This window comes from Streptomyces roseolus (genome assembly GCF_014649855.1).
GTDB classification, from domain to species: Bacteria; Actinomycetota; Actinomycetes; order Streptomycetales; family Streptomycetaceae; genus Streptomyces; species Streptomyces roseolus.
Genome location: NZ_BMTV01000003.1, coordinates 37,612 through 62,954 on the forward strand (window position 1 = coordinate 37,612; position 25,343 = coordinate 62,954).

General features: G+C 74.4%; 38 protein-coding genes and 1 tRNA gene. 21 read left to right on the plus strand and 18 right to left on the minus strand.

Features of this window, described 5'->3' with window-relative positions; translation table 11 throughout:
- Positions 1–94 precede the first annotated feature (94 nt).
- Positions 95–322 (plus strand): DUF5133 domain-containing protein, encoded by a 228-nt coding sequence (locus tag IE245_RS03975; RefSeq protein ID WP_189945304.1) that lies wholly within the window; start codon positions 95–97, stop codon positions 320–322.
- A 149-nt stretch (positions 323–471) separates the two neighbouring features.
- Here the strand turns inward: IE245_RS03975 and IE245_RS03980 are convergent, their stop codons facing one another.
- Both IE245_RS03980 and IE245_RS03985 read right to left on the minus strand, forming a co-directional pair.
- Positions 472–633: a DUF5670 family protein gene (locus IE245_RS03980; protein WP_189945305.1), complete on the minus strand. Its 162-nt coding sequence runs from the start codon at positions 631–633 to the stop codon at positions 472–474.
- 107 nt (positions 634–740) lie between these two features.
- A complete protein-coding gene (locus IE245_RS03985) occupies positions 741–1,112 on the minus strand; it encodes a hypothetical protein (RefSeq protein WP_189945306.1) in 372 nt (123 codons plus the stop codon).
- Positions 1,113–1,380: 268 nt separating this feature from the next.
- Here IE245_RS03985 and IE245_RS03990 point away from each other — a divergent pair, with 268 nt between their 5' ends.
- Both IE245_RS03990 and IE245_RS03995 read left to right on the plus strand, forming a co-directional pair.
- Positions 1,381–3,111 (plus strand): thiamine pyrophosphate-dependent enzyme, encoded by a 1,731-nt coding sequence (locus IE245_RS03990; RefSeq protein WP_189945307.1) that lies wholly within the window; start codon positions 1,381–1,383, stop codon positions 3,109–3,111.
- 93 nt (positions 3,112–3,204) lie between these two features.
- Entirely contained in the window at positions 3,205–3,378 is a 174-nt protein-coding gene (locus IE245_RS03995) for a CsbD family protein (RefSeq protein ID WP_189945308.1), read from the plus strand.
- A 98-nt stretch (positions 3,379–3,476) separates the two neighbouring features.
- On the opposite strand, the gene IE245_RS04000 is transcribed toward IE245_RS03995, so the two are convergent.
- Entirely contained in the window at positions 3,477–4,079 is a 603-nt protein-coding gene (locus IE245_RS04000) for a DUF6328 family protein (RefSeq protein ID WP_229851060.1), read from the minus strand.
- Between the two features lie 1,392 nt (positions 4,080–5,471).
- Here IE245_RS04000 and IE245_RS04005 point away from each other — a divergent pair.
- Positions 5,472–5,545 (plus strand) — tRNA-Trp (locus tag IE245_RS04005).
- Between the two features lie 25 nt (positions 5,546–5,570).
- On the opposite strand, the gene IE245_RS04010 is transcribed toward IE245_RS04005, so the two are convergent.
- The 3 genes from IE245_RS04010 to IE245_RS04020 form a co-directional block, all read right to left on the minus strand.
- A complete protein-coding gene (locus tag IE245_RS04010) occupies positions 5,571–6,023 on the minus strand; it encodes an SRPBCC family protein (protein WP_189945309.1) in 453 nt (150 codons plus the stop codon).
- A gap of 92 nt (positions 6,024–6,115) precedes the next feature.
- Complete coding sequence (locus IE245_RS04015; RefSeq protein ID WP_189945310.1) at positions 6,116–6,490, minus strand: ribosome maturation factor RimM; 375 nt, start codon at positions 6,488–6,490, stop codon at positions 6,116–6,118.
- A gap of 67 nt (positions 6,491–6,557) precedes the next feature.
- On the minus strand, positions 6,558–6,782 hold the full coding sequence (locus tag IE245_RS04020; protein WP_189945311.1) for a DUF6458 family protein: 225 nt from the start codon (positions 6,780–6,782) through the stop codon (positions 6,558–6,560).
- Positions 6,783–7,047: 265 nt separating this feature from the next.
- On the opposite strand from IE245_RS04020, the gene IE245_RS04025 reads away from it, so the two are divergent.
- Together IE245_RS04025 and IE245_RS04030 are read left to right on the plus strand one after the other, a co-directional pair.
- The gene (locus IE245_RS04025; protein ID WP_189945312.1) at positions 7,048–8,136 is read left to right on the plus strand and encodes a serine/threonine-protein kinase; all 1,089 of its coding nucleotides are present in this window, start codon (positions 7,048–7,050) and stop codon (positions 8,134–8,136) included.
- A gap of 137 nt (positions 8,137–8,273) precedes the next feature.
- The gene (locus IE245_RS04030) at positions 8,274–8,417 is read left to right on the plus strand and encodes a hypothetical protein (RefSeq protein WP_189945313.1); all 144 of its coding nucleotides are present in this window, start codon (positions 8,274–8,276) and stop codon (positions 8,415–8,417) included.
- 191 nt (positions 8,418–8,608) lie between these two features.
- Here the strand turns inward: IE245_RS04030 and IE245_RS04035 are convergent, their stop codons facing one another.
- Both IE245_RS04035 and IE245_RS04040 read right to left on the minus strand, forming a co-directional pair.
- On the minus strand, positions 8,609–9,529 hold the full coding sequence (locus IE245_RS04035) for a hypothetical protein (RefSeq protein WP_189945314.1): 921 nt from the start codon (positions 9,527–9,529) through the stop codon (positions 8,609–8,611).
- A 16-nt stretch (positions 9,530–9,545) separates the two neighbouring features.
- Positions 9,546–10,097: a hypothetical protein gene (locus tag IE245_RS04040; RefSeq protein WP_189945315.1), complete on the minus strand. Its 552-nt coding sequence runs from the start codon at positions 10,095–10,097 to the stop codon at positions 9,546–9,548.
- A gap of 294 nt (positions 10,098–10,391) precedes the next feature.
- On the opposite strand from IE245_RS04040, the gene IE245_RS04045 reads away from it, so the two are divergent.
- Positions 10,392–10,856: an ATP-binding protein gene (locus IE245_RS04045; RefSeq protein ID WP_189945316.1), complete on the plus strand. Its 465-nt coding sequence runs from the start codon at positions 10,392–10,394 to the stop codon at positions 10,854–10,856.
- Between the two features lie 482 nt (positions 10,857–11,338).
- Here IE245_RS04045 and IE245_RS04050 read toward each other — a convergent pair whose 3' ends face one another.
- From IE245_RS04050 to IE245_RS04085, 8 genes are all read right to left on the minus strand, one after another.
- Positions 11,339–11,557, minus strand: a complete 219-nt coding sequence (locus IE245_RS04050) for a hypothetical protein (protein ID WP_189945317.1) — start codon at positions 11,555–11,557, stop codon at positions 11,339–11,341.
- Complete coding sequence (locus tag IE245_RS04055; protein ID WP_189945318.1) at positions 11,554–11,778, minus strand: DUF6479 family protein; 225 nt, start codon at positions 11,776–11,778, stop codon at positions 11,554–11,556. The genes IE245_RS04050 and IE245_RS04055 overlap by 4 nt, the downstream gene beginning before the upstream one ends.
- Before the next feature lie 162 nt (positions 11,779–11,940).
- The gene (locus IE245_RS04060) at positions 11,941–12,207 is read right to left on the minus strand and encodes a GlsB/YeaQ/YmgE family stress response membrane protein (RefSeq protein ID WP_189945319.1); all 267 of its coding nucleotides are present in this window, start codon (positions 12,205–12,207) and stop codon (positions 11,941–11,943) included.
- A gap of 136 nt (positions 12,208–12,343) precedes the next feature.
- Entirely contained in the window at positions 12,344–13,357 is a 1,014-nt protein-coding gene (locus IE245_RS04065; RefSeq protein ID WP_189945320.1) for a glutathione S-transferase family protein, read from the minus strand.
- A gap of 33 nt (positions 13,358–13,390) precedes the next feature.
- Positions 13,391–13,951, minus strand: coding sequence for a SixA phosphatase family protein (locus IE245_RS04070; protein ID WP_189945321.1), 561 nt, complete (start codon positions 13,949–13,951; stop codon positions 13,391–13,393).
- Positions 13,952–14,139: 188 nt separating this feature from the next.
- Entirely contained in the window at positions 14,140–15,183 is a 1,044-nt protein-coding gene (locus IE245_RS04075) for an iron-containing redox enzyme family protein (RefSeq protein WP_189945322.1), read from the minus strand.
- On the minus strand, positions 15,180–15,644 hold the full coding sequence (locus IE245_RS04080) for a CDGSH iron-sulfur domain-containing protein (RefSeq protein ID WP_189945323.1): 465 nt from the start codon (positions 15,642–15,644) through the stop codon (positions 15,180–15,182). Before IE245_RS04080 ends, IE245_RS04075 begins: the two co-directional genes overlap by 4 nt.
- 113 nt (positions 15,645–15,757) lie before the next feature.
- Positions 15,758–16,246 (minus strand): flavin reductase family protein, encoded by a 489-nt coding sequence (locus tag IE245_RS04085; protein WP_373305260.1) that lies wholly within the window; start codon positions 16,244–16,246, stop codon positions 15,758–15,760.
- A gap of 115 nt (positions 16,247–16,361) precedes the next feature.
- Between IE245_RS04085 and IE245_RS04090 the strand changes: the two genes are divergently transcribed.
- The 10 genes from IE245_RS04090 (at position 16,362) to IE245_RS04135 (ending at position 22,583) form a co-directional block, all read left to right on the plus strand.
- Positions 16,362–16,574, plus strand: coding sequence for a hypothetical protein (locus tag IE245_RS04090; RefSeq protein WP_189945324.1), 213 nt, complete (start codon positions 16,362–16,364; stop codon positions 16,572–16,574).
- Between the two features lie 16 nt (positions 16,575–16,590).
- On the plus strand, positions 16,591–17,328 hold the full coding sequence (locus IE245_RS04095) for a HemK2/MTQ2 family protein methyltransferase (protein ID WP_189945325.1): 738 nt from the start codon (positions 16,591–16,593) through the stop codon (positions 17,326–17,328).
- A gap of 41 nt (positions 17,329–17,369) precedes the next feature.
- Positions 17,370–17,936: a type 1 glutamine amidotransferase domain-containing protein gene (locus tag IE245_RS04100; RefSeq protein WP_189945326.1), complete on the plus strand. Its 567-nt coding sequence runs from the start codon at positions 17,370–17,372 to the stop codon at positions 17,934–17,936.
- Between the two features lie 17 nt (positions 17,937–17,953).
- The gene (locus IE245_RS04105) at positions 17,954–18,121 is read left to right on the plus strand and encodes a CsbD family protein (protein ID WP_189945327.1); all 168 of its coding nucleotides are present in this window, start codon (positions 17,954–17,956) and stop codon (positions 18,119–18,121) included.
- A 158-nt stretch (positions 18,122–18,279) separates the two neighbouring features.
- Positions 18,280–18,840 carry a cysteine hydrolase family protein gene (locus tag IE245_RS04110; protein WP_189945328.1) on the plus strand — a complete coding sequence of 187 codons (561 nt, stop codon included), beginning with the start codon at positions 18,280–18,282 and terminating at the stop codon, positions 18,838–18,840.
- A 106-nt stretch (positions 18,841–18,946) separates the two neighbouring features.
- The gene (locus tag IE245_RS04115) at positions 18,947–19,912 is read left to right on the plus strand and encodes an LLM class F420-dependent oxidoreductase (protein ID WP_189945329.1); all 966 of its coding nucleotides are present in this window, start codon (positions 18,947–18,949) and stop codon (positions 19,910–19,912) included.
- Between the two features lie 85 nt (positions 19,913–19,997).
- On the plus strand, positions 19,998–20,624 hold the full coding sequence (locus tag IE245_RS04120; protein WP_189945330.1) for a flavodoxin family protein: 627 nt from the start codon (positions 19,998–20,000) through the stop codon (positions 20,622–20,624).
- A gap of 38 nt (positions 20,625–20,662) precedes the next feature.
- A complete protein-coding gene (locus tag IE245_RS04125) occupies positions 20,663–21,556 on the plus strand; it encodes an SDR family oxidoreductase (RefSeq protein ID WP_189945331.1) in 894 nt (297 codons plus the stop codon).
- Between the two features lie 160 nt (positions 21,557–21,716).
- The gene (locus IE245_RS04130; RefSeq protein WP_189945332.1) at positions 21,717–22,040 is read left to right on the plus strand and encodes a hypothetical protein; all 324 of its coding nucleotides are present in this window, start codon (positions 21,717–21,719) and stop codon (positions 22,038–22,040) included.
- A 129-nt stretch (positions 22,041–22,169) separates the two neighbouring features.
- A complete protein-coding gene (locus IE245_RS04135) occupies positions 22,170–22,583 on the plus strand; it encodes an STAS domain-containing protein (RefSeq protein ID WP_189945333.1) in 414 nt (137 codons plus the stop codon).
- A 14-nt stretch (positions 22,584–22,597) separates the two neighbouring features.
- On the opposite strand, the gene IE245_RS04140 is transcribed toward IE245_RS04135, so the two are convergent.
- Positions 22,598–22,948 (minus strand): MarR family transcriptional regulator, encoded by a 351-nt coding sequence (locus tag IE245_RS04140; protein WP_189945334.1) that lies wholly within the window; start codon positions 22,946–22,948, stop codon positions 22,598–22,600.
- A gap of 116 nt (positions 22,949–23,064) precedes the next feature.
- On the opposite strand from IE245_RS04140, the gene IE245_RS04145 reads away from it, so the two are divergent.
- The 4 genes from IE245_RS04145 (at position 23,065) to IE245_RS04160 (ending at position 25,063) form a co-directional block, all read left to right on the plus strand.
- On the plus strand, positions 23,065–23,472 hold the full coding sequence (locus tag IE245_RS04145; RefSeq protein WP_189945335.1) for an STAS domain-containing protein: 408 nt from the start codon (positions 23,065–23,067) through the stop codon (positions 23,470–23,472).
- Complete coding sequence (locus IE245_RS04150; protein WP_189945336.1) at positions 23,462–23,797, plus strand: hypothetical protein; 336 nt, start codon at positions 23,462–23,464, stop codon at positions 23,795–23,797. The genes IE245_RS04145 and IE245_RS04150 overlap by 11 nt, the downstream gene beginning before the upstream one ends.
- Positions 23,798–23,860: 63 nt before the next feature.
- Positions 23,861–24,268 carry a hypothetical protein gene (locus IE245_RS04155; protein WP_189945337.1) on the plus strand — a complete coding sequence of 136 codons (408 nt, stop codon included), beginning with the start codon at positions 23,861–23,863 and terminating at the stop codon, positions 24,266–24,268.
- Positions 24,269–24,352: 84 nt separating this feature from the next.
- Positions 24,353–25,063: a DUF6766 family protein gene (locus tag IE245_RS04160; protein ID WP_189945338.1), complete on the plus strand. Its 711-nt coding sequence runs from the start codon at positions 24,353–24,355 to the stop codon at positions 25,061–25,063.
- A gap of 20 nt (positions 25,064–25,083) precedes the next feature.
- On the opposite strand, the gene IE245_RS04165 is transcribed toward IE245_RS04160, so the two are convergent.
- Positions 25,084–25,239 carry a hydrophobic protein gene (locus IE245_RS04165; protein WP_189945339.1) on the minus strand — a complete coding sequence of 52 codons (156 nt, stop codon included), beginning with the start codon at positions 25,237–25,239 and terminating at the stop codon, positions 25,084–25,086.
- Between the last annotated feature and the right edge of the window lie 104 nt (positions 25,240–25,343).

Here is a 25,343-nt window from a genome sequence, read left to right on the forward strand (position 1 = left end):
CGCCGGGAGGAGCGGGGCATACGACGCCGCGACCGGGGTACACGCGCGTCGAACCGGGCGGTCCCCCGCCCCCGAAGACGAGGGGAGCAGTACGTTGCTGATGGCCCACCCCGCGGTCCTGCGCAATCTCATCGAGCAGTACGAGACGCTCAAGGTGCTCCAGGCCGAGAACGGCGGCGAGGAAGTGCGACGGCGCATGGACGACCTCGCCTACACGCTGTGTGTCTCCACCGGTACGCGTGACGTGGACGCGGCCCTGATCGCGGCCCGCCATCGCCTGCCCGGCGCCCGCCCCGAGGACGACTCGGTGCTGACCGCCTGAGCACACCGCCCCGCCGTGCGGCTCTGCCCGGCACCTCTTCCGGAGGTGCCGGGCAGAGCCGCGCACCCATGGACGCGGCCGGGCCCGGCACGCCCCTGAGGGAGCTGCCGGGCCCGGCCGCGTTCCGCCCGTGGGCGCCGCGGAGGCGCCTACCAGCGGTACCAGCGGCCCGTGCTGCCCTTCGGCCGGGCCACGAAGCCCACCAGCCACAGGACGAGCACGATGACGGCTATCCACCACAGCGCCTTGACGGCGAAGCCGGCGCCGAAGAGGAGCAGGGCGAGCAGCAGCACGAGAAGCAGGGGGACCATGACGGATCGACCTCCGTGAGAACGGTGACGGAAGAAAGAAGGAGGGCCGGGCGGCGCACACGCGCGCACCGGCCTGGTCGGGCTGGGCGGGCGGCGCCGCCGCCCGCTCAGCCGAGGCGTTCGAGGAACAGGGCCATCGGGCCGAGGTCGCGCCGCGCGGCCAGGCGCCCCGAGCGGCGCCCCCACCCGTACGCGGCGGTGAGTGCGGCGGCCGCGCCGACGGCGGCACCGGCCGCCACGGTCCGGTGCGCACGCGCGGCGGCCCACAGGTCGCCGCCGGTGCCGCGGGCCACCAGGGCGGCCGCGCGGGCCTTCTCGGCGAACGGTGCGGGCAGGATGCGCGGCTCCCCGGGAGCGGCCGGGTCGTACCTCTCGTCCACGTCGGGGTCGTCCACCCGCGTCAGGTCGGGGTAGTCCGGGACGACGTAGGGCCCGGTCCAGGGGAACTGGTTCTGTTCGCTGTTCTCCGAAGCACTCATGGGCATCGTCTCGCCGCACTCCCGCACGCTAAACCTGGCGGCCCCGGGGCCGTCCGCCACGTCGGAGGGCCGGCGGGCCCCGCCGGCCCTCCGGCACCGCTCTCCCCGGCTCCCCGGCACGTCTGCACGTCTGCACGTCTGTACGCCGGCGGGGAGCTTCGCCGCATCGGTCCCGGCCCCGTGGGCAGGCGCGACGGGAGGCACCTCGTTCCGGCCGGTCCGCCCCCGGCGCGCCGGCCGACGACACAGAGAAGAGAAGGGAGACCCCATGACTCGGACCGTCGCGCAGGTGATCGTCGACGGGCTCGCGGACCTCGGAGTGGAACGCGTCTTCGGCGTGGTCGGCGACGCGCTCAACCCGCTCACCGACGCCATCCGGACCACCGAGGGCATCGACTGGACCGGCTTCCGCCACGAGGAGGCGGCCGCGTTCGCCGCCTCGGCGCGCGCCCAGCTCTCCGGGGAACCGGCCGTCTGCATGGGCACGGTGGGACCGGGCTCGGTGCACCTGCTGAACGGGCTGTACGACGCGGCCAAGAGCGGGGCGCCGGTCCTGGCGATCTGCGGCCAGGTGCCGCTGTCGGAGATGGGCGGGGACTACTTCCAGGAGGTCGACAACGACCTCCTCTTCCGGGACGTGGCCGTCTACCGGGCCACCGTGACCTCGCCCTCCCAGATGCCCCGGCTGCTGGAGTCCGCGGTGCGGGCGGCCGTGACCCGGCGGGGCGTGGCGGTGCTGACCGTCCCCGGCGACCTCGGCGACCAGGAGGTCGAGGAGGACCGGCCGACGCGGTTCGCGCTGCCGCGCCCGGCCGTCACGCGTCCCGACGACCCGGCGCTCGCCGAGGCGGCCGAGGCGATCGCCCGTGGCTCGCGGGTCACCCTGCTGGTCGGGCACGGCGCCCGGGACGCCCGCGAGGAGGTGTTGCGCGCCGCCGAGCTGCTGTCGGCGCCGATGGTGCTGACGCTGAAGGGCAAGGAGTGCTTCGAGGACGACAACCCGTACGAGGTCGGCCAGACCGGCCTCATCGGCAATCCGGCCGCGGCCCGTGCGATGGACTCCTGCGACACGCTGCTCATGCTCGGGACGGACTTCCCCTACCGGGACTGGTATCCGGAGGGCTGCCGGGTCGTGCAGATCGACACCCGGGAGGAGCACCTCGGCCGCCGGGTCCCGGTGGACGTCGGCCTCGCCGGGGACGTGGGCGCGACGCTGCGGGCCCTACTGCCGCTGCTGACGCCCGTCCCGTCGCGCTCCCACCTCGACGAGGCCCGCGAGCGGTACGCGGACTGGCAGGAGGGCCAGGCCGGCCTCGCCGACCCCGGCCACGACCGGCGTCTCCTCGGACGGGTGCGGGCCGTGTTCGACAACCGGGGGGCGGACATCCGCCCCGAGGCCCTCGCCGCGGCCGTCGACCGCCACGCCGCCGACGACGCGATCTTCACCTCGGACACCGGGATGGCCACCGTGTGGCTCTCCCGGTTCGTGCGGATGCGCGGCGGCCGCCGGCTGATCGGCTCCTACAACCTCGGCTCCATGGCCAACGCCATGCCCCAGGCCATCGGGGCGCAGCTGTGGGCGCCGGACCGGCAGGTCGTGGCCTTCTGCGGCGACGGCGGCCTCGGCATGCTGCTCGGCGACCTGATGACCATCCGTTCCGAACGGCTGCCGGTGAAGCTCGTCGTCTTCGACAACCGCCGCCTCGGCATGGTCAAGCTGGAGCAGGAGCAGGCGGGGCTTCCCGAGTTCGGGACGGAGCTCGACAATCCCGACTTCGCCGCGGTGGCCCGGGCGCTCGGACTGACCGGCATCCGCGTCACCGCGCCGGGCGAGCTGGACGAGGCGGTGCGCGAGGCGCTCGCCCTCCCCGGCCCCGTCCTCCTGGACGTGCTGACCAATCCGGCGGAGGTGGCCGTGCCGGGGAAGCCGACGGTGTCGCAGGGGTGGGGCTTCGCCATCGCCAAGATCAAGGAGAACCTCCCCTCCGGCGCGGGCTGAGCGGTCACGCCGGATTTCCACGGGTTTGTCACCAAGGATCCGGGTGAGGTGTTCTGTCGTCAGACGTGTCGCACGGAGAAGGAGTGATCCCTCGTGTCCGGTGAGCAGAAGATGAAGGGCAAGGCCGAGCAGGTCAAGGGCAAGGCCAAGGAGGCGGTCGGCCGGATGACCGACGACGAGCGCCTCGAGGCGGAGGGCCGGGCCGAGCAGGCCAAGGGCGACGCGCGCGGCGCGAAGGAGAAGGCGAAGGACGTCTTCAAGCACTGATCCGACGGACGACGGACCTCGTCCGGTACGGAGAGAGGAGCGGCCCGCCGGACGGCGGGCCGCTCCTCTCTCCGTCGTGCTCCCGGGCCGTGCTCCGGTCAGCTTCCGTTGGCGTAGTGGGTGCGGACCCACAGGGGCAGGGCGAACCAGCAGACCAGGTACCAGGCGAGGACGCCGGAGACCAGCCAGGGCACGTACGGGTCGTGCGTCGCCACCCGCAGGATGAGGAACAGGGCGGACGTCAGCGTCGCGAGCAACAGCAGGATGCCGGTGAAGGTCAGCCGGGAGGCCCAGACGACGGCCTGGGGCTTGACCCGGTGACCCGACACGATCCGGTGGAAGGAGACGGGCCCGATGAGCGCGCCGGTGGCCAGCGAACCGAGGACGACCGTGACCAGGTAGATGGTCTTGTCGGTCTGCTCCAGGTCGTGGAAGAGCGGGGTGAACACCACGGTGAGGAGGAAGCCGAGAAGGATCTGGACACCGGTCTGGGCGACCCGGATCTCCTGGAGGAGTTCCTGCCAGCGCCGGTCCGCGCGCTCCTCCTCGGTCTCGCCGCGTCCGTCGCGGCCGCCGCGTCCGTCGCGTCCGCCGCGTCCGTCGACGCCCGCACCGGCGGCGCGGTCCGGCTCCCGCGCCGACTCGCCGTGTCGCGTCTCCCCCGGCTCGTCCTCCGGGATGCCGCCGTCTCGGTCGTTCATGAAGATCCTCCTCTGAAGCACGGGGCGGGAGCGGACCGGCACCACCCGGTTCCGGTGGCGCTCCGCCATGATCGGTCGTGGACGGCGCCGTCGCGCGCCGGGTCGGGGACGACACGGCGGAAGCCCCCGTCGAGCGCGGGGGCTTCCGTCCGGCGCGGCACGGGGCGGAGTCAGGGCCGCGGCGTACCGGCCGTCCATGGGGGCACGGGGTGTCGCCACCGTCCGGGACGGGCTGCCCGGTCGTCGTGGGCCGGCCTCCCCCGGTCACCGTCGGCCCGCCCGTGCGGCCCCTCCTGCCCGTCCCGTCCGCGCGGTGCGTCGGGGGTCACGGCGGGAGCGTACGTGCGGCTCTCCCCGCTCCGGCCCGAGGCACTGGGGTCCTCGGACGGGGCCGCGGCCTCCGGCGGCCGCGTCGGCGGCGCCGCCGGAGGGCGGGTCGGGCGACAGGGCCGGCGCACCGGTGCGGAGGACTCCGCCGCGGCGGTCCGGCCCTGGTGCGCGGGCCTGGGAACCGTTCCCGCGGGCAGCCCCCGGGTGGGGGCGCCGAGCGGGGGGACTCCCGGCATCGGAAGGCCGGGCGTCGGGATCCCCGGGTGAGGCGACTCGCGCCGCTGCCCGTGGGTCCCGGGCGCCGTCCGCGCTCCCACCGGCGCGGCGCACGGCGCCACGCGGACGAGGACTCGGGTCGGGTTCGACATGAGTGCCTCCTGGTGGGTTCCGCGGGCCGGCCGACCGTCACCCGACTTTCTTCGCCTACCAGTTCGGCTTGCCGCTCTTCCCGGTGCCAAACGCCGGGGACGCGGGGAGACTTCCCGGCGGTCCTGCGCCCCTGGCGCGTCGCCTCCGGGTGCGTCGTCCCCGGGTGCGTCGTCCCGGCATGCGAGCGGCCCGCACCTCCACCAGGGTGCGGGCCGCTCGCGGGTGCCTCCGAGCCGCGGCCAGGGGGGAAACCGCGGATCGTCCGGCGTGAGCGCGTCCCTTCGCTCGATCCCCGCCTGCCCCGCCGTCCAGGATCCATGCCACCCGGATCCGATCCCGCCGGAGCCCGCTTCCGGGCGGGGCCGGGCAAGGGACCGCCCCGCTCGGAGGGGGCCCGAGCGGGGCGGTCGTGGGGCCGTCGGCGCGTGGCGTGGGGGGTGGCCGCGGGCCGACGGCGGGGAGGGGTGGTCCTGCGGCGGTGCCGTGACCCGCCTACCCGCGCCTCGGGCGGCCATGCCGCCCTTCTTCTCCGTCCGGCGCGCGTCCCGTGTCCGCGTCGGCGTCCGATGGGCGGCGGACGGCCGCCCGGTCCGCGGTCGGCCCGGCGGTGCGGGGCGCGGGTGTCGTCCGTTCCCCGCGGCTTTATCCGTTGGCGCCGGCTCCCGCCGGTGTGGCACGCTTCCCTCACACCGAAGGGGTGTAGCTCAGCTGGCCAGAGCGCCGGTCTCCAAAACCGGATGCCGCAGGTTCGACTCCTGTCACCCCTGCCGAGGGCGCGCGGGCGCCGGATCCTCAGACGGATCCGCGCCAGCCGCCCGTCTGAAGGCCGCCGCGCTCCTCGATGAACGACTTGAACCTCTTGAGGTCGCCGGCCACCTTGCGCTTGACGAACCCCAGCTTGTCGCCCGCCTGTTCCGTCAGCCCCTCGGGGGCGAAGTCCATCTGGAGCATGACCTTCGTCCGGGTCGCGTCGAGGCGGTGGAACGTGACGACGCCCGCCTGCCGGGCCTCGCCCTCGACCGTCGTCCACGCGACGCGTTCGTCCGGGATCTGCTCGGTGATGACCGCGTCGAACTCGCGCCGCACCCCGCCGATCTCCGTGACCCAGTGGGTGAGCGTGTCCGTGCGCTGCTCGATCCGTTCCACGCCGTCCATGAAGCGCGGGAACGTCTCGAACTGGGTCCACTGGTCGTAGGCGGCACGCACCGGGACCTCGACCTCGACCGACTCCTCCACCTTGGACATGGCGACACCTTTCTGTCGGACGGGGACCGTCTCCCCGTCGGGGACGTGCTGCTGCTGTGCTGTGCGTGCGTACCGGGGCGGCCGGCGGCCCGTCAGAGGCCGCCCGTGCTCCCCGGGAAGGGCCAGGACGTGCGGTAGTACTGGCCGATCTCCTCGCGGTACTGACGGTCCGCGAGGTGCTTGTCGGAGACGAACTCGGGCGAGTCCTTGACCTGTTCCTTCGTCAGCGCGAGGTGGAGGGTCTGCTCCTCCAGGTCGACGCGGGTCACCGCGCGCGCCGGGATGAGCACCTCCTTCCCGAAGATCCAGACGCCCGTGTCGACGACGAGGTAGGAGTCGTCCACCTCGTCGGAGTGCTTGTCCACCTTGCCGATGTGGCCGTCGGAGGCCTCGACGCGCCAGCCGGTGAGGTCGGTACCCGCCAGGTGGCCGGAATCGGTGCTGTAGGACCACAGATGGTCGGTCATCGCTGTCACTCCTCTGTCGCTTGTCGCTGTGTTCGCGCAGGGCGCGGCGCCGGACGTGCGGGCCGCCTCAGAGCAGGTCCCGGCGGTCGTCGTCGGTGACCGTCGGGGCCACCGGCGGGACCACCATGCGGCGGCGGCGCAGAACGCTGGTGTAGACGGCGGTCCCGAGCAGGCCGACGCCCATCAGGATCAGGCCGACCAGGTCGAGGTCGACCGCTTCGAGTTCCCAGTCGGTCGCGAACGTGAGGATGGCGCCGACGGCGATCATGATGATGAACAGTCCCATACCCATGGTGGGTCGCTCCTCCCTGCGGGTCGGACAGCGTCCGCGTACCCGGGTCCCCGGGGATCATTCCGCCGCCACCGGAGACGTTCGGAACCGGATCCGCCCGGCCGCCGCGCGCACGCCGGATCCGCCGGTCCGCCTTCTTCCGGGGGATGTTCATGGGCGGACGGGGCACGCGGTCAGCCGCGGGCCCGCGCACGCACCGGCGGGCGCCGCACCCGACTCCCGGCCCGTCGGCAGAGGGCCGGCCACACTCCCAGGGAGCCCCCCGATGCAGCTCGGAGCGAGGCCCGTACGTCCCGACGTCCCGCGGACGGCCCGTGCCGTCGCCGGGCGCTACCGGCTCGACCGCCTCCTGGGCCGCGGCGGCGCGGCCGACGTGTACGAGGCGGTGGACCTGCGGCTGCGGCGCCCGGTGGCGGTGAAGGTGTTCCGCCCGGCGGAAGGCCGCCGGGCCGACGTCCAATGCGGCGACGAGGCCCGGATCCTGGCCCGGATGCACCATCCGGGCCTGGTCACCCTCTACGACGCGGGCCGCGACGGAAGCCGGCCCTTCCTGGTGATGCAGCTCGTCCCGGGGACGACCCTGCGCCGGCGGATCGCCCGCGCGGTCCTCACGCCCGCCGAGACCTGCCGGACGGGCGCCGCCCTGGCCGCCGCCCTCGCCCATGTGCACGCCCGCGGCGTCGTCCACCGGGACGTCAAACCGTCGAACATCCTGCTGGACGGGGCGGGCACCCCGCACCTCACGGACTTCGGCATCTCCCGGCGGGTCGAGGCCGCGGACGACGGCCCGGAGGGCGGCGGCGCCCTCGTCGGCACCGCCTCCTACATGGCGCCCGAGCAGGCCCTGGGCCGCGGGACGGGGCCCGCCGCCGACGTGTACAGCCTCGGTCTGGTGCTGCTCGAAACCCTCAAGGGCGAGGCGGAGTACGGCGGGGCGCCGCTGGAGGCGGCGCTGGCGCACCTGCACCGCCCTCCGGTGCTGCCGCCCGGTCTCCCGCCCGAACTCGCCCGTCTGCTCACGGCGATGACCGCCCGCTCCCCCGAGGCCCGCCCGGACGCCGCCGTCTGCGCCCGGGTCCTCGCCGACCCGCGGACCGCGGGACGCGCCCCGAAGCCCACCGTCGCACCCGGCTCCCGCGAGGCGGCGGCGCACCGGTCGCCCCGGCCCGTCGGCGGGCGCGCCGTGGCGGCGGCCGTCGTCACGCTCGGGCTCACGCTGACCGGTTCGCTGGGCGGCCCTCCCGCCGGCCAGGCGGCGCCCCCGGGACGGGACGGGGCGGGAGCCGGGACCCGGACGAGCGCTCCGGCTCCGCCGCTGCCCGATCCGAACCACCTTGCTGTTAACGTCATTTGACGGTTGTTCAGGATCTCGTAGGTGTGCGGCGGCCGCTCGGGGCAACACGAAGTGCCAGTACACGGAAGGAAGGCGGGGCCGGGGGCCGTTCACCGGCCTCCCCGGTCCTTCCGCGTTCGACACCGGAGGAGAGTCCCATGACCGCACTGCTGGACCGCATCAAGCGTTTCGCGCGCAGCCCCCAGGGCCGTGACGCGGCGGCGTCCCTGCGCCGCGCCGCGTCCGACCCGCGCACGCGCACCCGGGCACGTCGCCTGCTCGGCAGGCTGCGCCACCGCTGACACCCGCCCGGCCGCCTCGCGGCCGGACCGCCGACGCCCCGCGCGACGTATCGCGCGGGGCGTCGGCGTGCGTGCGCCGCGGGGCGTCGGCTCGTGCGCGGCGGCGGCGCCGGACATGACGCCGGCCCGGCGGTGCGGGCCGCGAGGCCGATCGCGCCGCCGGGCACGGGGCCGGGGAGCCCCCGGGGGCGTCAGGTGGACAACAGGCGCTGGAACAGGGCGCGGTACTGGCAGAGCGCGAGGCGCAGGCTCTCGGTGTCGGCCTCCAGCCCCTGGCTCCACTGCCCCTCCAGGGTGTGCCGGTGCCGGGCGAAGGTGGCCGCCAGGGTCCTCATCACGTCCCCGACGAGGACGTCGGCCGCGTGGACCGCCTGGCGGGGGTCGTCGACGAACCGGCCCTGGACCTCGTGCCAGCGGCGGAGGAACTCCTCCTCCTCGGTCGGGCCGAGCAGATCGGGGATCCCCTCCGCGTCCGCTCCGGCGGCGCCGGACGGAGCGGCGTGCCGGGCGTGGCCGCCGGGGGCCGCGGGCGCCGGGCCCGGGGGCACGGAGGGCGGGGTGTACGGCATGGCCTGCGGGTACGCGACCGGCGTCCGCTGCGCCGGTACGCGCGGGGGCGCGGGGCGCGGAGTCGGGGTGCCGTCGGGGCCGTCGGACCGGGGCCGGTCGTGCGCGGGCCGGCCGGTCTCCGGCTGCGGATGGTCGTGCCGGGGCCCGCCCGGCCGGGGCCGGTCGGCCTGGGGAGGGGTCGGCGCGACCGTCGGGCTGCCCGAGTCACCCGGACCGGTCGTGGGGGCCGGCGGCCCGGGCGGCGTGGAGGAGGGGGTCCGGGGCGCGGCCGGCCGGCGCCCGTCCCCCTCCTCCGTTCCGGGCTGCCTCGGCGGGGTCGGCGCGACCGTGGGGCTGTGCCGCGGCGGGCGGGCCGCCTCGTCCCCGGTCGTCGCGGACCCCGGACGGCCGGGGTCGGACCGGCCCTGGCCGGTCCGCGGGTCGGGGCGGTCCGCCGGCTCGCGGCGGCCCTCCGGCTGTTCGGGGTACCGGCCCGTGGGGTCCGCGTGGTGTCGTCGCTCCGGCGCGTGGGTCGTGCGCTCGGACGTCTCGTGGTGTCGCATCTCTCCTGCTTCCGCGTCAGGACCGGCGGGTGCCGGTCGGCTCGCCGTCGGCGAGCAGGTCGTCGAAGAGGGTGCGATAGTCCATCATCGCGCCCCTCAACTGTTCGGTGGTGGCGGCGTCGTGGGTGCTCAGGGCGTGGACCTCCAGGGCCGCCCGGTACCGGTCGAGGGTGCGGCCGTGCCGCACCGACAGGTCACGCAGCCGCTGCTCGTACCCCTCGTCGGGGTATCCCCGGTCGCGCATCAGGGCCGTCACGAGTTCGTCGGCGTCGTGGACGGCGGCCTCGGGCCGGTCCACGAACTCCTCCTGGGCGCGCATCCACCGCCGCGCGTACTGCTCCCGCACCTCGCCGGGGACCGGCTTGAGCTCCAGGTCGGCGAAGCGGCGCTCGCGGGCGTCCAGTTCCCGCTCCGCGGCCCGTCTGCTGCCGGTCGCCTCGACGGCCCGTTCGTACTCGGGCCCGAAGCGGTCGCGCAGTCGCGATCGCCGCCGGCGGTCCACCGCCACGCCGGCGGCGATGCCGGCCACGACGACCGCGACGACGACCAGGACGATTCCGATGGACATCGGCTCTCACCCTTTCGCGTTCTCTCTCGGAGTCGCGCTCTTCCGTCCCGGCCTCCGGGGGCCCGGGACTCATGGAGCTCCGCGTGCCCCTGCCCCCGGAAGGCAAACCGGGCGTCCCCGACGGGACGGACCGGAAGGAAGAGGCGGACGGACGGGAGAGCGGCACGAGGGCAGGGACCGCATCCGATCGCCGGAAATGGCGATAAGCACAGATATCAGGGCATAAGGACGTTCCTTGGGCGGAACACGCCCTGGGCTCCGGAAGACCCGACCGCGCGAGACGGAGAGCCGACGATGGAGAAGACCGACGACACGCATTTCGCACACGCCTTCGCCCGGGGCGAGCTTTCGCCCTCCCTGGCCCGTGGGCTCGCCGTGGACTTCCTGCACGGCCTCGCACGGCACGGCCGGCCCGTGCCGCCCGCCGCGGTGGAAGCCGCCCGGCTCGTCACCAGCGAGCTGGTCACCAACGCGCTCAAGCACGCGCCGGGGCCCGTTCTGCTGGAGCTGCGACTGGAGGGCGGGCTGGCCGCCATCACCGTCTGGGACAGCGAGCCGGCCCTCCCGGTGGTCGGGGAAGGCGACCCGGCCCGGGTCGGACGGCACGGCCTGGAGGTGGTGACGTCACTCGCCCGACGCTTCGAGGTGCGGCGGGAGTCCGTCGGCAAGCGGGTGACCGCGTGCGTCGCCCTGGACGACGAGACGGCCCCCGAGCGCGCACCGGCGCACGGGGGAAGGGTCACCGGGGCCCGCCGGTGACCGACGGCGAAGAGTGGCGGGGCCCCGGCCGCGGCCGGGGCCCCGTTCCACGGGGTCGGCCCGCGGCAACAGGGCCCGGTGGTGATCCCGGCCCCTGAGCAGGCGCCCCGGCTCACGACCGGCGGCGGGGCCGGGGGCGTGGAGGCGCCGCCCGTCGACGACTCGTCCACGAGGGGACGTATCGCACCGAGTCGGCGGGGCCGAGCCGGCCCGACTCGGGCGGGGAACATACGGGAGGGATCCCGGTCGTGGACGGCATCGGCCGGACGGGTGACCCGCGGGTCACCGCGCCGGACATCGACGCGCCGCTCCCGCGACGGCGCCGGTCCCCTGCCCCTCCCTACGGCCCGGCCGCGGTCCGGCGACCCGGGGCGCCGCGACGACGCCGCCGTCCTCCTCGCATGACGGAACCCCGGGCGCCGGTGGAGTTCACCGGCGCCCGGGGTTCCGTCGGTCGTCGTGGCCGTCAGTCGTCGTGGCGGTCAGCCGCCGTGCTCCTCCGTCTGCTCCTCGCGTCCCACTCCGGGGCGCTGTTCCTTGGCGGTGTGTCCGTCGGCGCCCTTCGGGTCGGTGGCCTCACGGCCGGCGGCCCCGCGGCGCTCCTCGGAGGACCCTCCGGAGTCCGTCGCCTCGACGGCCTCCCGGCGGGCCTTCCCGTCGCCGCTCCCGCCCGTTCGCGGACCGTGCGCGTCCCCGCTCATCGCGTCTGCCCCTCTTCCGGGGCGGACCAGGAATCGCGCCGCGCCTCCGCGGGCGGCGGCTGGGCCACACCGGCGCTCCGCCGTCTGCGGGCGACCCGCCGGGAACCCCACCAGAACGCGCCGAGCAGCACGAGTACCGGTACCACTCCCACCAGGATCAGGAACAGCGAGGGAGATCCGGAGGCGGCGAGCCCGGAGGCGTTGACCAGGGAGAGGGACATGAATCAGCCTTCCTGACGAGTGACGGGAACGGTACGAACCGTTCCGTCGGCGCTGCTGATCCGGCTTCGGCGGAGCCATCGCGGCGGGCACCGCGCCGGAGGTGCCGTTCGGCGCCCGCGCCCCACCGGCCCGACGTGGCCCGAGGCGGCGTCGCCCCGGTCTCACGTCCTCCGGGAGCCGGTGAAGAGCCGGTAGAGCGCCAGGAGGATGAGCGAGCCGACGATGGCCGCGATCCAGGTGGACAGCTCGAAGAATCCGTCGACGGAGTCCACGCCGAAGATGACCTTGCCCAGCCAGCCGCCGAGCAGGGCTCCGACGATGCCGATGAGCGTGGTGACGATGAAACCGCCCGGGTCTCTTCCGGGCATCACCATCTTGGCGATGATGCCCGCGAGAAGCCCGAGGATTATCCAGGCGATTATTCCCATGATTCTTCCATTCCGTGTCGTGAATCCCGCCGTATTCGTACCGGCTCGGCTCCCGAGCCCCGCCGGGACGAAAAGCGAAAACCCGATGTGCTTCTCCTGTGTCTTCTGCAGGTGCTTCTACGCGATCGGCGCGCACTCAAACGTGGAATTCCGCATCGGGTTCCGGGCCGAGGGGCGGCACGCGTTCCGCGGGCGGTGGCGGCCCCGGCGGGGTGCCGTCGCCGAACGGCCGGCCGCCGAGTTCCTCCCGGTGGTGCGGCGCGAGCCAGCCGCGGACGTCCGGGCCGCGCGGGACGACCCCGGTCGGATTGATGTCGTGATGGACGACGTAGTAATGCGCCTTGATCTGTGCGAAGTCGATCGTGTCGCCGAAACCGGGCGTCTGGAACAGGTCCCGCGCGTAGGCCCAGAGGGCCGGCAGTTCGCTCAGCTTGTGCCGGTTGCATTTGAAGTGGCCGTGGTAGACGGCGTCGAAGCGCACGAGGGTCGGGAAGAGGCGGACGTCGGCCTCGGTGAGGGTGTCGCCGACGAGGTAGCGCCGGCGTCCGAGCCGCTCCTCCAGCCAGTCCAGCCGTTCCCACAGCCTTCGGTACGCCCGGTCGTACGCCGCCTGCGTACCGGCGAAGCCGCACTGGTAGACACCGTTGTTGACGTCCGTGTACACCTTGCCGGCCACGTCGTCGATCTCGTCGCGCCACCTCTCCGGGTACAGCTCCGGCGCCCCGTCCCGCTGATGGGCCGTCCATTCGGTGCCCAGGTCGAGCGTGATCCGCTCGAAGTCGTTGGTCACCACCCGGCCGGTCGGGACGTCGACGATCGCGGGTACGGTGACGCCCTTCGCGTAGCCGGGTTCGCGTGCCTCGTACGCCTCCCTCAGCCACTCGATCCCGAGGACCGGGTCCCGGCCGCCGGGGTCCAGGTGGAAGCACCAGCTCCGCTCGTCGTGCAGGGGCCCGACGATCCCCATCGGGAGGGCGGCCTCCAGTCCCATCAGGCGCCGCACGATCGCGCTCCGGTTCGCCCACGGGCAGGCGCGGGCGATGATCAGGCGGTAGCGCCCCGGTTCCACGCCATGGCCGTCCCGTCCGTCGGCCGTGATCCGGGTGGTGAGGTACGTGCGGTCGCGCTCGTACGAGCCGTCACCGCTCATCGTCGCCCGCCTCCTCCGTCCGTGACGTCGGGATCAGTCCGCCGGTGACCAGCAGGCGGTCACCCGCCCGCTGCCGGGGGACAGCCGCTCCCAGCCGCCGGGCGCCTCGATCACCACCACCCCCGAGGTCGGGAAGCCCGCCCTCACCCGCTCCAGCAGGTCCGGCGGACCGCTCCCGCACAGGCCGGCGGCCAGCTCGTGGATCCCCGGGTTGTGGCCGACGAGGGCCACGGCGCGCAGGCCCGGGGCCCGCTCCGCCAGGACCGAGACCAGCGTGCTCGGCGGCGTGTTGTAGAGGCGCCCGTCGTAGACGACGGGCGGCGGGTCCTCCAGCGCGGGGGCCGCGAGCCGCCAGGTCTCGCGGGTCCTGAGCGACGGTGAGCAGACCACGAAGTCGGGCCTGTGCCCGGACTCCGCGAGCCAGTGCCCGGTCCGGGGCGCGTCGCGCCTGCCCCGCTCGCTCAGCTCGCGGTCGAAGTCGTCGATCCGCCGGTCCTTGCGCACGGCCTTCGCGTGCCGCACCAGCAGCAGCCGGCACCCGGCCGCGCCGTCACCGCCCGGCGAAGGCCGCCGGGCTCCGGACTCCAGGGACATGGCGTCTCCCTCCGCGCGTACGGCTCCGACTCGTTCCGGAGGATGCGCCTACCCCGCCCGGCCGTCCGCACGCGCCGCCGCGTCGGCATCGCGTCGAACCGGCCCCCGCAGGGGCCTCCGGACGCCGCCGTCGCGGCCGGCCGCGCTCCTCGCCGAGGGTGGCCGCGCCGGGGCCGGCCGCGCGGGGCCTACGGCGCGGCGGCGTGCCGGAGCGGCGTGCGCAGGGCGCTCTCGCCGCGGGTCCAGGCGTCCACGACCTGGCTGCCGAGGCGGTCCTCCAGGAAGCACGTCGCGGCGATGCCGAAGGCGACCTCGGGGGCGAGCGCGGGCTCGTCCTCCAGGAGGCCGCCCACGACCTCCCTGCGCACCAGCTGCTCGTGCACGGCGTCGGCCTCCACGTGCTCGTCGTAGTACCGCTCGGCGGCCGCTCCCGCACCGGTCCTGCGGGTCGCCGCGGCGATCCGGGAGGCGGCGGGCGGCGAGGTCGTCTCCAGGACGGCGAAGTGGCCCACGAGCGCCCCGCGCAGCCGCCGGTGCAGGCCCAGGAACGACATCAGGTTCGAGGCCGCCAGGAGTTCGGCTCCGGCGGCGTCGGTGTAGTGCCCGTACGAGGGGTCGAGGTCCAGGGCGGCCATCAGCTCCGCGTAGAGCCGGGAGTGCATCCGCTCCGGCCGCCCGCAGCCGTACTCGTCGTACTCGATGGCCACCATCGCCGCCTTGGCCCGCCCGAGCAGCCGGGGCACGACCCACAGGTGCGGGTCGGCCTCGCGCAACTGGTGCACGGAGCGCAGGGCCGCGTACTCGCGCAGGTGCCACGACTCGCCCCGGGACATCAGGAAATCCGAGACGCCGGTGCCTTCGGCCGGTTCGACGAGCAGGGCGTCCAGGGCCTCGCCGACGTCCGGGAGGGGGCTGCAGTCGTGGCGGAGCGCGCTCTCGAAGCGGTGCTCCAGAAGGGCCCTCGCCTCCAGCAGGCGGTGGTCCCATTCCAGGGTGTCGGGGACGCCGGCGAAGCCCCGGTAGTGGAGCTCGTAGCAGAGGTGGAGGGCGAGGTGGAGGTCCTCGCCGTACGGGGAGCAGCGGGCGATCTCGGCGGGGCCGGGCAGCTGCCCGCTGCCGGCGCCGAGCAGGCGGTCCCGCAGGGCCTGGGACACCTCGCCCCGCGCCTCGGGGAGTCCGGGGGCCTCGGCGGCTCCGGGCCCGGTGGCGGCGGTCGTCGGAAGCAGCGTCATGACGTCCCCGCCTCCTCCGCCGCTCCCGCCCTCTCCCTCGGCTCCGTCCTCTCCGTCATTTCCGTCCTCTCCGTCATTTCCGCCTTCCCGGCCCCTTCGGCCTTCGCGGCCGCCTCCGTGGCCTCCGCCGCTTCCGGCTGGTCCGGCTTCTTCGCCCGTTCCGTGTTCTTCTCGGCCGAGCGGCGTGCCGGACGCCGCGCGCGGTGCCGGTGGCTGGTGTCGCAGAACGGGGCCCGCAAGGTCCGCCGGCAGGTGCAGAGGGCCATCACCGGCCGCTCGCAGCGGATCACCCGTCCGTCCGGCATGACGATCTCCACGGGCCCCTCGACGAGCAGCGGCCCCTCCGGCAGCGGCCGGAGGCGGGGCGGGTCCGTGGGGGCCCGTCCGGAGGCGCGGAGCACCGCTCCGCCGTCCTCCCGGTACGGCTCCGGCAGACCGTTCTCGTTCGGGGAAGCCGACATCACACACCCTCCGTCGTGTCGACAGCGTCGATACGCCGCGACTGCCCGCCCCGGCGGGCTCGAACCACGCGGGGCCCGCACGGCTTCCGCGAGGGCCCCCCGGCGAAGCCGCCTCAGGCCGGGTGTCCCGGGTCCAGGCCGCGCAGCTCCCGGTACCGGAGCAGGGCGGGAGGCGGGCCCGCCGACGGCGGGGCCTCCGCCACGGGGGCCAGCAGGAATCCGACGTGGTCGCCGCCCTCGATCCGCGCTTCGATCCGGCCGGTGAACCACGGGGAGAGCCCGTCCAGGACGGGGCTGTCCGCTTCCCCCGCGTGCCAGGCGACCTCGGCGAACTTGTCCACCTCGTCGCCCGTCCGGCCGCCGAACCACTCGGCCGTCGCCCGTTCGTCCTGCCGCAGCAGGTGCACGGTGAGGTGGTCGGCCGTACGGGCGAGGCGGTAGGTCCGGTTGGCGGTGGACAGCCACACGACGAACCTGGGCGGGTCGATGGAGCACTGCGACGCGAAGCCCACCAGGCAGCCGGCGCGCTCCGCTCCGGACGCGACGGTGACCACGTACATCGGTCCGTCCAGCGCCTCCGTGAAGACCGGGAATCCCGTCACGACGACTTCTCACCCCTTCGTTGTCCTTGCCCGTCGTCCTTGTCGACGGCCGTCCCCGCGCCCTCCACCCTCGGCCGTCGCGACGCGCGCCGCCACCGGACGACTGCCCGGGCCGGTGCCGGGTAGGCGCCTGCCGACGCGAGGAGCCGACCGCGCGGATCCCGACGAGGGGGTCGAGGAGGAGCCCTTCCTCGTCGACCGCCCCGGCCGGACCCCGTTGGACCGCGCGCCCGGCCCCTCCCGGTGCCGGCGGCGGGCCGTCCACCGCCGGCACCGGCGCCTCACCGACGGGGTCGGCTCGCTCGCGGAGACGGTCGCCACCGCCTGAACGGAAGGACGCTCGCATGCGCATGGTCACACCGCCCGGCGTGTACGCCCCCCAGGGCGACACGGCTTTGCTGATGGAGACCCTCGCCCGGGAGGAGCTGGAGCCGGACGCACGGACGCTGGACCTGTGCACCGGGACGGGCGTCCTCGCCATCGCCGCGGCCCGCAGAGGTGCCAGGGCGACGGCGGTCGACGTCTCCGGCGTCTCCGCGGCGACGGCACGGATCAACGCCACGCTGCACCGCTGCCGGGTCCGGGTCCTCCGCGGGGACCTCACGGCGCCGGTGTCCGGCGAACGGTTCGACCTCGTCACCGTCAACCCCCCGTACGTGCCGGCCCGCCCCTCGGGCAGGCCTCCCCGGGGCCTCGATGTGGCCTGGGACGCGGGTCCCGACGGCCGGCTCCTCCTCGACCGGATCTGCCGCGCCGCTCCCTCGCTCCTGGCGGCGAACGGCGTGCTGCTGCTCGTGCAGTCCTCGCTGAGCGACGTGACGGCCAGCCTCGCGGCTCTGGAACGCCAGGGCCTGCGCGCCTCCGTGGCGGCGCGCCGCACCCAGCCGTTCGGGCCGGTCCTGACGGAGCGGGCCGGGTGGCTGAGGGAGCGGGGGCTGGTCCCGCCGGGGGCCTCCACGGAGCAGCTGGTGGTGATCCGCGCGGTCCGCGAGGCGACCGCGCACGCGCGCCGGGACGGAGGGACGGCGGGCCTCGCGGCATCGGGTGGCGACGGCACGTTTGAGGGCCCGCCCGCGCGGTGAGGTGACGAATTAGGACATAAACCCTGAAAAGGAGGCGAACCGTGTCGCTCGACGGACGCAGCGTGCTGGTCCTCACGACCAACTACGGAACGGAACAGGACGAGCTGACGAGACCGGTCGCCGTGCTGCGCGAGAACGGGGCCCGCGTCGTGATCGCGGCCCAGGAGGACGAAGCCGTCCAGACCCTCGTGTCGGACCGCGACCCCGGCGAGGTCGTCCGGCCGGACACGACGTTCGCGCGGGAGACCGCGAAGGATTACGACGCCGTGGTCGTGCCCGGAGGCACGCTCAACGCCGACCAGCTGCGGACGGACGCCGAGGCGCGCCGCCTCGTGTCGGCCTTCGCCGACGCCGGGAAGCCGGTGGCGGCCATCTGCCACGGTCCGTGGCTGCTCGTCGACAGCGGGCTCGCCAAGGGCCGCGAACTGACCTCGTACCCCTCGCTCCGTCCCGATCTGGAGAACGCCGGGGGCACCTGGACGGACCACGCGGTCGTCGTCGACACCTCGGGGCCGCACCCCCTGATCACCTCCCGCAGGCCGGACGACCTCGACGCCTTCTCGGCGGCGATCGTCGACGCCCTCGGCGGCGGCGGGGACCGCGAATGACGGAAAGGAACCGCGTCATGGGCAAGAGCGGGATGCAGAAGGGCAAGGGCAAGGTCAAGGAAGCCCTGGGCAAGGTCACCGGCAACGAGCGCATGAAGGCGGAGGGCAAGGCGGAGCAGGCCGAAGGGAAGGTCCGGGAGTCGGCCGACGAGGCCCGCGACGCGATGAGGCGGCGCTCCCACTGACCGGCCCGAGGGACGGGCCGGTCCTCGTCGCCACGAGCGCCGCGCCCCCTCGGACACCACAGGGCCCCCGACGATCCCCTTCCGCCGGGGGCCCGCTCCGCTCGCGCCCCGGGGTCCGCCCCTCCGGGCGGGCGGACCGCGGAACGGAGGTCCTCGCCATGGACGGTACGGCCACGGCGCTCATCGTGATCGACATGCTCAACACCTACGAGCACGAGGACGCCGAGACGCTGGTCCCGTCCGTGCGCGCGGCCCTGCCGGGCCTGCGCGCCCTGCTGGAGCGGGCGAAAGCCGGCGAAGCGCCGGTGATCTACGTGAACGACAACTTCGGCCGGTGGCGCTCCCACCACGGGGAGATCCTCCAGGCCGCCCTCTCGGGGCGCCACCGCGGCCTCGTCGAGCCGGTCGCGCCCGACGAGGAAGCCCTCTTCGTGGTCAAGGCGCGGCACTCCGCCTTCTACGAGACCCCCCTGGCCTATCTGCTGGGGCAGCTCGGGGTGCGCCGGGTGGTGCTCTGCGGGCAGGTGACCGAGCAGTGCGTGCTGTACTCGGCGCTGGACGCCCACATCCGGCACTACGAGGTCGTCGTCCCCGTCGACGCGGTCGCCCACATCGACGCGGACCTGGCGGAGGCGGCCCTGCGCATGATGGAGCGGAACATGTCGGCGCGGCTGTGCACGGGCGACGAGATCGCCTTCGACGGCGGGGCACCGCGCTGAGACCGCCGCGGGCGTCGCGGCCGTGGACGCTCCCCCGTCGGACCGCGGAAGCCCGGCGGGGGATTTCTTCCGTTTCATCCTCCCGGGTACCGGCAAGTCGCGGGACATGATGCACATCGGCTACACGATGATGACCGAGCAGGCAGGCCCCCGTGAGCTCGTCGGGCACGTGGTCGAGGCGGAGCGGGCCGGGTTCGACTTCTCCGTGATCTCGGACCACTCCTTCCCCTGGCTGCCCTCCCAAGGGCACGCCCCCTACGCGTGGAGCGTCCTGGGAGCGGCCGCGCAGGCCACCTCGCGCATCCCCCTGATGACGTACGTGACCTGCCCGACCTTCCGCTACCACCCCGTGGTGGTCGCCCAGAAGGCCGCGACGCTCCAGCTGCTGTCCGGAGGCCGGTTCCGGCTCGGCCTCGGCTCGGGCGAGAACCTCAACGAACACGTCGTCGGCAGGGGCTGGCCCTCGGCACGGGTGCGCCTCGCCATGCTCGACGAGGCCGCGGAGATCATCGACGCCCTGTTCACGGGCGAGTACGTGACCCGGCACGGCCGCTACTTCCAGGTCGACGACGCCAGGCTCTGGGACGTGCCCGACACCCCGCCGCCCGTCGGCATCGCCGTCTCCGGCCCCCGCTCCTGCGCGCTCGCCGGACGCCGCGCCGACCTGGTGATCGCCACGGAGCCGAAACGCGAACTGCTCGACGCCTTCGACGCCGCCGGCGGCGCGGGAAAGCCCCGGGTCGGCCAGCTCCCGGTCTGTTACGACCCCGATCCTGACGCGGCCAGGGCCCGCGCGCACGAGCAGTTCCGGTGGTCGCTGGGCGGCTGGCGCCTCAACGCCGAACTCCCGCTGCCGGCCGGCTTCGCCCAGGCCACCGCGCACGTCCGGCCGGAGGACGTGGCGGAGAGCATCCCCTGCGGGGACGACGTGGACGCCGTCGTCGAGGCGGCCCGCCCGTTCGCCGAGGCCGGCTTCACCGAACTCGCCCTCGTCCAGATCGGCGGCGGCCACCAACTGCCCTTCCTCCGCTGGGCGGAGTCGGACCTGCTGCCCGCCCTCCGCGCCCTGTAGGGGCACGCGGAACGCGAGGGCGGGACGTTGCGCCGGATGGAGCAGGCGGAGGGATGCGCGGCGGCCTTCCGGGTAGCCGCACGCCATGGACACCACGACCGACACCACGCCGCTGCGCGCCCTCGCGCTGGTCTGCACGCTCTCTCCGTCCCCCAAGCGGTCCAGCTCCCAGCTGCTGGCCGAGCAGACCATGGCCGCGCTGGCCGACCACGGCGTCACGGGAAGCGTGATCCGGATCGCCGACCACGACGTCAAACCGGGCGTCGAGGTCGACATGGGAGAGGGCGACGCCTGGCCGGCGATCCGCGACACGATCATGGACAGCGACATCCTGATCCTGTCCACGCCCATCTGGCTGGGCCACCCCTCCAGCGTCGCCCAGCGCGTCCTCGAACGCCTCGACGCCGAGCTCGGCGAGAGCGACGACGAAGGCCGCATGCTCACCTACGGCAAGGCCGCCGCGGTGTGCGTCGTCGGCAACGAGGACGGCGCCCACAAGGTGAGTGCCGACCTCTTCCAGGGCCTCAACGACGTCGGGTTCTCCCTCGCCCCGAACGCCGTCACCTACTGGGTCGGCGAGGCCATGCAGGGGACCGACTACCAGGACCTCGACAAGACGCCCGAGAAGACCGCGACCGCCACCCGGACCCTCGCGGCGAACACCGCGCACCTGGCGCGCCGCCTCAAGTCCGCGCCGTACCCGCCGTCCTGACCCCCCGTCCGCCGTCACGCCCGAAGGAGTTCTCCGCCATGCCGTCCCAGGAGCAGAGCCACCTCACCGACCCCGTGTCCCTCCACGCCCGTCCCCCGTTCCCCGAGCAGGAGCAGGACCCTCCCGGCTCGACCGAGGCCATGGACCCCCGCCCCGACCACGGCGAGGACAGCTACCGGGGCCACGGCCTGCTGCGCGGGCGCAAGGCGCTCGTCACCGGAGGCGACTCCGGGATCGGACGGGCCGTCTGCCTGGCCTTCGCCAGGGAGGGGGCGGACGTCGTCCTCACCCACCTGCCCGAGGAGGCGGAGGACGCGGCGGAGACCGTCCGCCTGGTCCGCGAGGCGGGCCGCGAGGCGGTGGCCGTCGTGTGCGACCTCAGGAACGAGGACGAGTGCACGGCCCTCGTCGACCGGGCGGTGGGCGAACTGGGCGGCCTCGACCTGCTCGTCAACAACGCCGCGTACCAGATGGCGCAGCCCGACGGGATCGAGGCGATCACCACCGAGCAGTTCGACCGGGTGATGAAGACCAACCTGTACGGGATGTTCTGGCTCACCAAGGCCGCGCTGGCGCACATGCCGCGCGGCGGCTCGGTGATCAACACCACGTCGGTGCAGGGCTATCAGCCCAGCCCGCACCTCCTCGACTACGCGATGACGAAGGCGGCGATCGTCTCCTTCACCCACAATCTCGCCCAGATGCTCGCCGAGCGGGGCATCAGGGTCAACGCCGTCGCCCCCGGTCCCGTCTGGACGCCGCTGATCCCCTCGACGATGCCGGACACGACGACGTTCGGCGAACAGTCGCCGCTGGGCCGGCCCGCCCAGCCGGCGGAGATGGCCCCCGCCTACGTCTTCCTCGCCTCGGACCGGGCCTCCTACATCACCGGCGAGATCGTCAACGCCACCGGCGGGACCCCTCTCCCCTGACGCGGGAAGTCCCCGGGGGCGGGGCGCGTCGGCGCCCGGGAGCGGGGCAGTCGCAGGGGCGGGAACGTCGGTCGAGGAGGTGCTACGGGTGGAGTTCTGGCTGCGGCGTCAATGCCGCCCCCCGGCCGGGCCCGGGGCCGCGGCGGAAGCCCGGCGCGAGGTGCACCGGCTGGCCGACCAGGCCCTGTTCGTCGGCCACGTCGTCAGCCGGGCGTCGGAGGACGACGCCGCGCTGATCGCCAGTGAGCTCGTCGCCCACGCCGACGGCGCGTGCGTGCTGGAGCTGCGGCTCGCCTCCGACGGCCTCGACATCCTGGTCATGGGCGCCCGGCCGCCGTTCCCGGCTCCGACCGGGCGCGGCCCGTACGTGTTCTGGTGGGATCTGGTGACGATGCTCGCCCGGGACGTCACCGTCCGCCGCCGCACGCCCTCCTCGGGCGCCGTCGTCCGGGTCCACGTCGACGCCGAGCGCCCGGCCCGCTGACGCCGGCTCCGCGCTCCGGGCGGAGCCGGCCGGGCGCGGCAGGCGCATACTGGAGGGACCGCGTGGACCTCCACGACCCCTCTCCGAGCCAGGCGAACCCCTCATGACGAAGAACCCGGAGTTCCCCTCATGACGAAGAGCCCCGAGTTCGCCGAGGACGGGGTTCCGCAGGGCTTCGTGGCCTCCGGGCCGCACGCGTACAAGTCCCGGGGCGTCGCGAAGGTCACCCGTGACTCCTCCGCTCCCCCGGACACCTGGCTGCTCGTCCTCCGGGGGGAGTTCGACCGGGACACGGTGCCGTGTCTCCGCGCGGCGCTCGACGACGCCCAGGCGGGGGGCGCGGCGCGGATCGCCCTGGACCTCTCCGGCGTGACGTTCGGCGACTCGTCCTTCCTCAACGAGCTCCTGGAGGCGCGGACGCGCGCGGGGGAGCTCGTCCTCGTGGGGCCGTTCACCGGCCAGATCCGGCGCCTCTTCGAGCTGACCGGCACCGGCGGGATCCTCTCCCTGGCTCCCGACCGCGACAGCGCCGGCCTCGCCTGAGGACCCGCCGCGCGTCACCGGTCGCGCGGGGCGTGCCCGGACCCGTCGTGGCGCGGCGCGCGGTCCGGCCGGGACACGAGGAGTTCGAGGAGCCCGGCGATCTCGTGGTCGGCCTCGGCGGGGTGCCGGAAGGGCGCGGCGGGGTCGATGCGGTACACGTTGCGGCGGCCGTCGGCGGCCCGGCCCCGGGTGAGGTATCCGCCCGCTTCGAGGTCGGCGACGACGCTCTGCACGGTGCGTTCGGTGACACCGCAGTGCGACGCGACGTCCCGCAGCCGGATCCCGGGGTCCCGGGCGATCGCCAGCAGCACCCGTGCGTGGCTGGTGAGGAAGGTCCAGCCGGGGCTCGCTCCGTTGCCCTGCATGACGGGCCCCTTCCCCCTCTCCCACGGATCATGCGAAGGGTTTTTCAGGTAACGGTTGACCGGTATGCGGCATAGGCGCAGACTCGGAGAACAGGCCCTCCACCCCAGGAGGAGGCATGATCCGTTCCCCCGCCCCACCGCCTCCCGCGTCCCCGGGAGGCCGCGCACGCGAACGGCTGCGCCACCGGACGGAGCCGACCGGATCCGGGACGTCGGTGCGACTGAGCGGCGAGATCGACCCGAGCACCGCCGGGGAGCTGGAGTCCGTCCTCACGGCCGCCCTGTCCCTCGGAGGCGACGGCGCCTCCCTCACTCTGGACCTGTCGGGCGTCTCCTTCTGCGACTCCTCCTGCCTGAACACGCTGCTGCACGCCCGTCTGCTCGCCGTGGCCCGGCACAGCGATCCGAGGGTCGTCGCGGCCGGCGCCCGGGTCGCCCGTCTGCTCGCCCGCACGCACGTCGGCGACCTCGTGGAGTTCCCGGCCGCCCCGGCCGCTCCCAGGGGAGACGATCATGCCCCGTGACCTCCTCCACCACGTCCAGTTCCTGCTCGCCGAGGCCGGGTTCGGACCGGACAGCGGTCTGACCACCACCCGCGACGGCCCGGCGGTCGTCGTCTCCTGGCACGCCGACCCGCTCATCCGGCCCATCATCACGGCGCACGCCACCGATCCCGACGTCGGCACCGCGGCCGGGATCCCCGGTCTGCGCACCGCCCTCGAGGCCGCCCTGACCAACGTCTTCCAGGCCGCCGACCTCCGCCCGCTCCCCGACCCCGGAGGACTGCTCCGCGTCACGGCGGGGTTCGGCACGGCCGACGCCGCGCCGCGGAAGAGCGCGAACGGGTGAAGGCCGCGGCACCGACGGCGGCGCGGGACGGCGACGGGCGGCCCGCGCGGGCAGAGTGAGGGCATGTCGACACCTCTGCGCGCGGCCGCCGTGCTGGTGGTCGCGGCCTTCCTCTCCGGCTGCGGAGCGTCCGCGGCGCGCGAGGACGGCGCCTCCTCCTCGGGTCGCCGCTTCGCGGCGGCGCTGGCCGCCGGGGACTACCGCGCCGCCTGCGAACTGCTCGCCCCCGAGACCCGCGACGAGGTGGAGGAGGACGCCAAGGGGCCGTGCGGCCCGGCCCTGCGCGAGCTCGGTCTGCCGCCGTCCGGCCCCGCGCGCGGCGTCGACGTGTACGGGAACGACGCGCTGCTGCGCACGGCGGGCGACACCGTGTTCCTGTCGCGGTTCGACGACGGCTGGAAGGTCACCGCGGCGGGCTGCGTCGAGCAGTCGACGGACGAGCCGTACCGCTGTTCGCTGAAGGGAGGATGACCGGATGAGGACCATGTTCCTCGGCGTCGCCCTGACGATCCTGGGCGGCCTCGCCTACTTCACGGTGATCGGGGCGATGCACCGATGAGCAGCGGAAGGGTCCCGGGCCGCCGGACCCGGGCACCGGGGTTCTGGCGTTCCAACAGCCTGACCCTCGTCTTCGGCGGAGCCTTCCTGGTGGTGCTCGCCGCCCAGGCCGTCGCCGGACGGGCCGAGTTCAACGAGCAGCTGGCCGTGGACGGACTCCAGCAGGTCGGGTTCGGCGCCTACCTGATGTCCTCGGACTTCGCCGTCGACGTCACGGAGAACTGGCAGTCCGAGTTCCTTCAGTTCTTCCTGTACGTCTTCGGCACCGTCCACCTCGTCCAGCGCGGCTCGCCGGAGTCGAAGCCCCTCGAACGGGCGGGCACCGAGAGCGATCGCGACCAGAAGATGGGCGATCACGCCCGCCCCGAATCGCCGCGCTGGGCGGGCACCAAGGACTGGCGCCAGGGCCTCTACTCCCGGTCGCTGGGCCTGACCATGGCCGTGCTCTTCTTCCTGTCGTGGTTCGCCCAGTCCGTCGCCGGCGTCGCCGCGTACAACGGGCAGCGGCTGCGGCAGCTCCAGGCGCCCCTCGACTGGAGCGCCTATCTCGCGTCCTCCGATTTCTGGAGCCGCTCGCTCCAGAACTGGCAGTCGGAGCTCCTCGCCGTCTGCGCGATGGCCATCCTGTCCGTCTACCTGCGCCAGCGGGGCTCCCCGGAGTCCAAGCCGGTCGGATCCGCCCACTCGGCCACCGGCGTGGAGGGCTGAAGGCGGGCGGATCGACCGTGTCACCAGCGGTACCAGCGTCCCTGCGAGCCACGGACGAAGAAGCCCAGCACCCAGATCACCAGCACGGCGAGGGCGATGTACCACAGGACTTCGACGGCGAAGCCGGCTCCGAAGAGCACGAGGATCAGAAGCAGTACGAGCAGAAGCGGAATCATGACGTCACCTCCTCGGCCACCGGCCCGCGTCGTTCCGCCGCAATGCCGGTCGTCCACCAGGCGACTTCCCCTCCTTAGTCCCGGCATGCGCCGCACGGGCGACG